Below are 8,763 nucleotides of genomic sequence, written 5' to 3' on the forward strand. Positions count from 1 at the left end.
GCCGATCCAGCATTCATCAGATTGCTTTTGCTTCGCTCATCATGGCGAGCGCCTGGCTTACCGCCTCCGCCGGATCTTCTGCCTTGATCTTCACACCTGCGGCTCTCTTTGCCGGTGCGTAGACCCTGAGGACCTCGACCTGTGCAGTTCCTGCCTCTTCTGCGGCGAGCTCCTCGATCGGTTTCTTTCTCGCTGCCATCTTGCTCTTGATCGTCGGATAACGCGGGTCATACTCCGGCTTATTGACAGCCACAACGCACGGAAGCCCTGACTCGATCATGCAGTAACCTTCCTCCGTCTCCTGCTTTACTGTCACTTTTCCCTCTCCTGCTGTGATATCAACGACATCTGCTGTTACCGGAGCGGAAAGCTCCTTCGCCAGGATCGTTCCCACCTGTCCGGAAGCGAAATCTGTGGTCTCTTTGCCGCAGAACACGATGTCAAATTTCTTTCCTGCCTTCTCCTCGATGGCTTCCTTCGCAGCCTTCAGTTCCTTTGCGATGATCTCCGGATCAGCGCTCTGGTAAGCGTCATTTACCGCAAGGTACGCGTAGTCGGCGCCCACTGCCAGGCAGTTCTTTAAGGAGTTTTTTACGCTCTCATCGCCGATGGAAAGAACGGTCACCTCTCCTCCTGCCGCCTCTTTTAAGCGGACCGCCATCTCCAGCGCATATGTATCAAATGCGTTTACTACCGGTGTCACACCGTCAAGAGCCGGTGCCCCTGTCTTCGGATCCAGGGAGATCTCAACGGAATCGTCCGGAACCTGTTTTACACATACTAAAATTTCCATGTTTTCCTCCAAAATTCGTCCGGTTCCGACAGAACCAGTTCTTCACGGATACTGCCGGACCGGTGTAATATCTCGAAATTTTGCGGCTTTCACAGCCGTTTCTCCGCCATTCATTTGCCTTTACGCGCAAATTGCTTTTACTTTCCTATCACGTTGTTTGCCACAACAATTCTCTGTACCTCATTGGTTCCCTCAAAGATCTGGAAGATCTTCGCATCTCTAAGAAGCTTCTCGACCGGGTACTCTCTGCTGTAGCCGTAACCGCCGAACATCTGGATCGCCTCAGAAGCAACCTCCATTGCGATATCGGACGCATAGCATTTCGCGATAGCGGATTCCTTCGTGTACGGAAGTCCCATATCCATCTTTGTTAAAGCATGGGCAACCATCTGACGGGCCGTCTCTGTCTTGATCTCCATGTCGGCTACCTTGAACTGTAATGCCTGGTTCTTGATGATCGGTTTGCCGAACTGGATCCTCTCCTTGCCGTATGCGACTGCCTCGTTGATGCCTCTCTGGGCGATACCTGTGGCAACGCAGCCCATCCATGCGCGGGCCTGGTCGAGAGTCTTCATGGCGATTCCGAAGCCCTTTCCTTCCTCTCCGATGAGGTTCGCTGCCGGAATTCTGCAGTCCTCGAATACAACGTCACAGGTATTGGAGGTACGGATACCCATCTTGTTTTCCTCATGTCCTGTGGAGAGACCCGGAGTTCCGGCATCTACCAGGAACATGGAGATTCCCTTTACCCCTTTGGATTTATCGGTCATGGCTGTCACGCAGTAGAAGGAAGCGACACCGCCGTTCGTGATGAAGCATTTTCTGCCGTTTAATACATACTCATCTCCGTCTTTCACCGCTGTGGTCTTGCCTGCGCTGGCATCGGAGCCTGCGCCCGGCTCTGTCAGACAGAATGCCCCAAAGCCTCCGTCGAGGATCAGGTCGCAGACATGCTGCTTCTGCTCGTCGGTGCCCGCGATGAGAACCGGCTTCATGCCGAGACCGCTGGCGGAGATCGTTGTGGCGAAGCCTGCGTCCGCGATTGCCATCTGCTCGATAAGGGCAGCTACATCCACACGGGAAAGGCCCGGGCCGCCGAACTCTTCCGGAACCTCGAGAGCCTGATAGCCCTGCTCGACCGCTTTATCATAAATTGCCTTCGGCCATTCGCCGGAAACATCGTATTCCTTGCACTGCTCTGCAACTTCTTTGTCACAGAAATTTTTAACGTCCTGCAGGAGATCCTGCGCCTCTTCAGAAATTAAGTATGCCATAATGAAATTCCTTTGCTGCTATGTTTTCTGCGGCCGCCCTGGAAAATATGCGGGCTTGCCGGACAGCAGCTTTCCTTTCTTTTTTATTTGCGCCGGCCGGTTCACGGGGGAGATTGCCGGCCGGCAGACAGTGTCAATAAATATATTGGTGTACGGCAGCCGTCTCACGGGGAGGAAAAGAACTGCTGCCGGGGCTAAACAGAATACTTTACGCCTCTTCCTTCGGATCATAGCAGATCTTGCCCGGGTTTAAGATCATCTTCGGGTCGAAGGTCTCCTTGATGCCGCGCATCAGGCGCATGTTCACCGGACCTGCGAACTCTGCAAGATAGCCTTTCTTTCCAAAGCCGATTCCGTGCTCACCTGAGATCAGACCGCCCAGCTCTGCTGCCTTCCTGTAGATGTCTGCCATGAACTCGGAAACCTGTTTCTTGAATGTCTCCTCATCCATGTCGTTCGCGCATGTATAGATATGTAAGTTACCGTCACCCGCATGTCCGAAGCTCTTGACCTCGAAGTCATATTTCTCGGACGCTCCCTTGACGTATGTCAGGTATTTCGCGATCTGGTTGACCGGAACGACGACGTCGCACTCATCGAGAAGCTTTGTCTCCGCCTCGATGGCCTCAAGGAAGGAGCTTCTCGCTGCCCATGCGTCTTTCTTCTTCGCCGGGGTATCAGCAACGAGAACATCCACAGCGCCCGCGTCGAGAACAACCTCAGCCGCCTGCTCTGTGAGCTCCTCCAACTGTTCCATGTTGTCGCCGTCGAATGTCACAAGAAGGTAAGCGCCGATGTCAACACCCTCGACCTGCTTCGGGAATACGCTCTTTCCAAGGTAGCGCTCGGAAGCGAGAACGATCTCTTTCTCCATGAATTCCAGTGCCTGCGGCTGGAAGTGGTTCATGAAGAATTTCGGAACCGTCGCAATACAGTCTTCCAGGTTCTCATACGGGATGATCAGGCTGATGGTCTCTTTCGGTGCCGGGATGAGCTTTAAGGTGAGCTCTGTGATGATACCTAAGGTTCCCTCGGAACCGATCATTAAGTTTAACAGGCTGTAGCCGGTGCTTGTTTTTGAGACGGTAGCGCCCAGCTTTACGATCTCACCGGTCGGAAGGACAACGGTCATGGCGCGCACATAATCTCTTGTGCATCCATATTTGACGGCGCGCATGCCGCCCGCGTTCGTGGAAACATTTCCGCCGAGAGTCGCAAACTTTTCACCCGGATCCGGCGGATATAAGAGACCCTGCTTCTGTGCATCCTCAGCGAGGTCATTTAACAGAACGCCCGGCTCCACGCGGACTACGAAGTTCTCGAGATCATAGCCAAGGATCTTATTCATCTTGCTCATGTCGATCATGACCCCGCCATCTACAGCTACTGCCGCGCCGGTAAGACCGGTTCCTGCTCCTCTCGGGATCACCGGGAGGGAGTTCTCATAACAGACCTTCACGATAGCCGCGATGTCCTCTGTGGTTGTCGCCTCGATCACGACCTCCGGCGCGCCCTTTCCGTAGATCGGCATCTCGTCGTGGAAATAGTCACTGTTGATCTCTTCGCCTGCGTATACTTTTCCCGGAACGATCGCTTTGAACTGTTCCAGGATCTCAGGCGTTACCTCATTATACTTCTTTGCCATGTTTGCTTTCTCCTCTTCTCATATATTGCCGCCACCCATATGACACATGTGCGGTTTTGTGTAATGCAATTGATTCTCTTTTATATTGGTAGTACCAATTATGATATATTTTAAACACCATGCACATTTGTTTGTTTATTGCGCACAATGTTGATTGTTTTCTCTTTATTGGTAGAACCAATTCGTTCTAAAAAATAACTGCTATCAATAAGCAGTGTATTTTTTCCAATACAAGGATATCGCTGTCCCGGATTTTTGTCAAGACTTTTTGTTTTTCTTTGCGCAAATTTCGCACAGATTGTCTGATTTTTGTCAGGATTGTTAGAATTATATCATAGTCATGGTTCCCGCTCTTTTCCCTGACTCTCAAAGCACTGGCTTATCGAAATAATCAGTCGGAACTCTGCCATAATTTTTATAAGTACTGGTAAATATAGTGGAAATGCAGCTTCAGTCCCTCTCTCGCCTTCTCGATATTTCCCTCCGCGAAACCTTCTGCCAGTGTCCTGTGGGCGCGGCTTAAGAACTGCTCGCTGTGCATGCCCTCGATGATCTTTCCACGCATCTTCGGGATATACTCGTCCATGATCTTGTTGAGGGCCTTATAGTTTGCCAGCATACAGAAGTTTCCGGATGCCTCGATGAGAAGGTAGTGGATCGCCTTATCCCAGCGGACACGCTCCTCCTCCGTCTCCGCCCGCTCCAAATTGTCGAGATAGGACATCATCTTCTGGCGCTGCTCCTCCGTCGCCTGTTTCACCCCTGTCTCAATGGCCCCCCACTCCAGGGTAGAACGGAATTCCGTGATCTTATCCACGTCGATCTTCTTTAAAATATACATGAACGACAACATCTCCGCCAGAATCTCGTCAAAATTTCCGGAGACATAGTTTCCCGCACCTTGCTGGCTCTCCAGAACTCCCATGTTTTCCAGGATCCGGAGTCCCTCTCTCGCGGAATTCCGGCTGATCTCCAGCTTCTGGGCAAGTTCCCGCTCCGGGAGAAGCTTCTCACCCGCCTGGATCTCCCCGCTTCCGATTCCATGTTTTACATATTCAATGACTTTCTCGTAGGATTTCTCCATTTTTGATTCAGCAGTCCTTTCTTTTAACCAGAACTCCTGTACTTTCTACCCTGTTAGACTAATACACCGTTCAAACAGATCCAGCATCTCTCAGCAGACCGTACATTCATTCAAATAGAAAAGCACAGCCGCTGCCCCTTGAAACAGAGCTGACGTTCCATCTCCGCATCCATAACAAACTGCAGTCCGGCTGTGTTCTTAAATGTCTTTTTTGTGCGGAATCTTTTCCATAAGATTCCTGCTATTCTTCCATCGCCTTTTTGATCGCCTCAAAGAGCTCATCATACGTCTCGAACGCTGTGATTTCCGGATGATCTTTCTTGATCTGCTCCGTGCTGCGGAACAGGAATCCCGCCTTGCTCGCCTCTATCATTCCGAGATCATTGTAGCTGTCCCCGCTGGCGATCGTCTCAAAGCCGATGGACTGAAGTGCCTTCACCGTCGTATACTTGGACTTCTCGATCCGCATCTTAAATCCCGTGATCTCCCCGTCCGGAGCGACCTTCAGGGAATTGCAGAAGATCGTCGGCCAGCCAAGCTTCTTCATCAGGGGCTTCGCAAACTGCGTAAACGTATCACTGATAATGATGACCTGTCCAAGCTCACGAAGCTTATCCAGGAACTCCTTCGCGCCCGGAAGCGGATCGATCTTCTCGATGGTCTCCTGGATCTCCTTCAGCCCCAGTCCATGTTCCTTCAGGATCCCGATTCTCCAGCGCATCAGCTTATCATAATCCGGCTCGTCCCTCGTCGTCCTCTTAAGCTCCGGGATCCCGCTGGCCTCCGCAAACGCGATCCAGATCTCCGGCACTAAAACTCCCTCTAAGTCAAGGCATGTGATATACATAGCTGTTTTCTCCTCATTCCCGTGCTTTATTGTCATAATGAAAATATTATAACATTATCATCTAGAAAAATCTATAACCGCTTTACCCGCCCATAAAAATATGCTGCCCGCTGAATCTCCCAGCCAGACAGCATATCATTAAATTTATAGTCTTTTCAAAAAAATATTCCCGCCGATTATTTCGCCGTCTCTCCCTTTAAATACTCATACATCACCCGCGCCCCATCACAGATACTCGTAATCTCCGCATGCTCCGACGGATTGTGTGATACACCGCCCCGGCACGGAATAAATACCATACCGGAATCACAAATCTCCGCAAAAGACATGGCATCATGCCCCGCACCGCTCGGCATTCTCCGGCTGGAGATTCCAAGCCGCTTCGCCGCCTGCTCCAGACCGTCTTCCACTGACTCACTCATACTGATCGGAGGAATGCTGTTGATTTTCTCCGCCACATACTCAACGCCGCGCTTCTTGCAGCTCTCCCGCACCGCGGCCTTAAACGCCCGCTCCATACGGTCCAGACTGTCCTGATCAATGCCACGCATGTCCACACCAAGCTCCACCCGTCCCGGTATGACGTTCAGAACATTCGGATGGTTCTGAACCACGCCCACCGTCGCCACCGACTCGTACGCAGATTCCCACTTTCCGATCTTCTCCATCTCCAGAATGATCTCCGCAGCCGCACAGAGCGCGTCACTCCTCATATCCATCGGCGTAGCGCCAGAATGCTCTGCCATACCACGAAGATACACCCGGTACCTCACCGGCCCCGCGATCGTCCCGACAATACCGACCTGCGTCTTACATTCCTCAAGCACCTTTCCCTGCTCAATATGTAACTCCAGATATCTCCGAAGTCCCGATATCTTCTTCGGATGAAGCGTCAACCCCCGGTGCTCAAAAATACTCTCCAAAGACTCCCCGTCCTTCGACATCAGATGTCCGATATCCTGCTTATAGACCTCATGTGTAATCAGTCCACTACCGATCGTACAGCACCCAAAATTACTGGACTCCTCACACCGGAACGCCCCGACCCGAAGCGGGATCCTGATTCCATCCTCCTTCGCCCAGCGCATCACCATAAGCCCGGCCATCACGCCAGCCACACCATCATACCGTCCACCCTCGATCACAGAATCCAGATGCGACCCGATCAGCGTATACCCGTCCTCGTCTGTATTCGTCACATAAGTATTCCCAACCTCGTCCGTAATCACAGAAGCCCCGAGCTCCCTTCCAAGCCCCTTAAAGACCTCATGCATCGCGTCCTCCGTTTCCGAATACCCCAGCCGCGTCACGCCGCCCTGCGACGTACTTCCGATATCATAAAAACTCTGAAATAACCTTTCACAATACTGAACATCCTCGATCCGACGCTCCATAACCAGTACCTCCTGAGTTCCCCTAAGTATTTTCCGATCTATCTCATCTTCATTGCATATTTACTTTATCTCTATTTCGCAACAAGAAATAATTCTGACAATACCATTATAATCCATAAGAACTCAGAATTATATGTTCTCCCAGCCAAACTGAAACGCGCCTTTTTGTACGTACGGACAAAAACAGTCTCCCTGGCATGCCAGTACACAGCGGGGGTGAGGCTTCGGGCACGGATGCGCCTGAAGCCTCACCCCCGCGTACCCCTCGTCACTCCTTCATCCGCCAAGCCAAAACTCCCATATACAACTTAAAACCATCCTCCGGCCTTTTAATATCCAACCCCGTAACCGCCTGAATCCTCCCCAGCCGATACTTCACCGTATTCCTATGCGTATGCAGCACCCCAGCCGTCTCATCCAGACTCCCCGAACACATAAAATACGTCCACAGAGTCTCTAAAAACTCCCGACTCTCCACCGGTGCCAAAATCCTCTCAAATACATCCCTTTTCCCCGCTGAAAAAAGATCCTGCAACACACAGTACATCTCAACCTTTTCATATACGCAGACACAATTCTCAGGCTGAAGCTTTCTCATGACCCTAATTGCCTTAAACGCATCACTGTATGTATCGCGAATCCCGGCGAGTCCAGTCCGGACCGGACCGACAGAACAGACAAACTTATCCGTTCCCGCATTCCACAGAGAACATATTCTCTCCTCTTCAAAAAAATCCACAAGCGTCTCCCGAAGCCTGCACTCATCCTCTCCCTCAGTCAGAATCAGATACCCCTTCTCCAACGGAACCATCACACGCTCCCTGATCCCAGCAGTCTCTCTCATCCTCTCCAACAAAGTCCGCCCCAGAAACCTGATCCCCTTCCAATCCTGCTCATCCGGCACATACCGCTTTCTGAAATTGATCACCACCGCCGAAAACCAGTCATGCTCCACGTCCATCCCAAAAAGCCGTCCCCGTTCCTCCATCAGGATCTCATCACTGTAATTCTCGTAAAGAATATCCTTCACATACTTCTCCAGAATCTCCGAGTTTCCCTCCTCCTCAAAGATCAGATTCATCACATTCACAATAATATCAATATAAGCCAGCTCCCCCGGAATCTCCAAAACCGGCAGTCCCACCTCATCCGCCGCTCTCTTCACACTCTCCGCGACAGTCTCCACATACTGCCCCGTCTTCACCGCAATACAACAGCACGTATCCGCCAGATCCCGGATCAAGGCACACTGATCCTCCTCACTCTTCCGCACCGAATAAAAACTCGTGATCAGAAAATCATTTCCCTTGAGCCACCTCTTGATCTCCGGGACCTCCATCACCGTCACATGCTCCACTTTCCTAAAAAGTCCCTCTTCCCCCGCCACCACGCGGACACCCCGCATAACCGAGAGCTTCAGGACATCACTTACCTTTGCCACAAAAGTCCCTATCTCCTTTACAAATCATTACACTTTTCCATTCAAGGAACAATTGTTAATTACGTTATCTCCTAAGCGGAAATCATAACTTAACCTATTGTGCTATTTCAAATAAAACGTTTAAAAACTTGTAAAAACCGCAAAGAATCCCTGTTTTTTTGATAAACAAATTTTTTAGAATATCAGTTCTTTGATTTTTCCAAGTTCGCAGGTTTCACCGAAAATACTGTTTAATGCAATGCAGAGGTTGTATGCCAATACTTTATTAACCAAACGGGTGCATAA

General features: G+C 50.8%; 7 protein-coding genes and 1 pseudogene. All 8 read right to left on the bottom strand.

Translation table 11 applies throughout. The annotated features are described in order from the left end of the window. Window positions 1-16: 16 nt before the first annotated feature. Complete coding sequence (locus tag ABCW45_RS13850) at window positions 17-793, bottom strand: electron transfer flavoprotein subunit beta/FixA family protein (protein WP_117484048.1); 777 nt, start codon at window positions 791-793, stop codon at window positions 17-19. A gap of 137 nt (window positions 794-930) precedes the next feature. Continuing rightward, window positions 931-2,067: an acyl-CoA dehydrogenase family protein gene (locus tag ABCW45_RS13855; RefSeq protein WP_117484047.1), complete on the bottom strand. Its 1,137-nt coding sequence runs from the start codon at window positions 2,065-2,067 to the stop codon at window positions 931-933. Window positions 2,068-2,275: 208 nt separating this feature from the next. Continuing rightward, window positions 2,276-3,712, bottom strand: a complete 1,437-nt coding sequence (locus tag ABCW45_RS13860; RefSeq protein ID WP_117484046.1) for an FAD-binding oxidoreductase — start codon at window positions 3,710-3,712, stop codon at window positions 2,276-2,278. A gap of 415 nt (window positions 3,713-4,127) precedes the next feature. Beyond that, entirely contained in the window at window positions 4,128-4,796 is a 669-nt protein-coding gene (locus ABCW45_RS13865) for a FadR/GntR family transcriptional regulator (RefSeq protein WP_117484045.1), read from the bottom strand. A 241-nt stretch (window positions 4,797-5,037) separates the two neighbouring features. Then, window positions 5,038-5,643, bottom strand: coding sequence for a bifunctional phosphoserine phosphatase/homoserine phosphotransferase ThrH (gene thrH, locus ABCW45_RS13870; RefSeq protein WP_117484044.1), 606 nt, complete (start codon window positions 5,641-5,643; stop codon window positions 5,038-5,040). A gap of 176 nt (window positions 5,644-5,819) precedes the next feature. Further along, window positions 5,820-7,037, bottom strand: coding sequence for a hydantoinase/carbamoylase family amidase (locus ABCW45_RS13875; RefSeq protein ID WP_117484043.1), 1,218 nt, complete (start codon window positions 7,035-7,037; stop codon window positions 5,820-5,822). A 268-nt stretch (window positions 7,038-7,305) separates the two neighbouring features. Continuing rightward, window positions 7,306-8,478, bottom strand: a complete 1,173-nt coding sequence (locus ABCW45_RS13880) for a PucR family transcriptional regulator (RefSeq protein WP_117484042.1) — start codon at window positions 8,476-8,478, stop codon at window positions 7,306-7,308. Between the two features lie 174 nt (window positions 8,479-8,652). Next, window positions 8,653-8,763: pseudogene (locus ABCW45_RS13885) on the bottom strand (IS982 family transposase); the annotation flags it as partial.

Source organism: Pilosibacter fragilis (assembly GCF_032490495.1).
Taxonomy (GTDB): domain Bacteria; phylum Bacillota; class Clostridia; order Lachnospirales; family Lachnospiraceae; genus Pilosibacter; species Pilosibacter fragilis.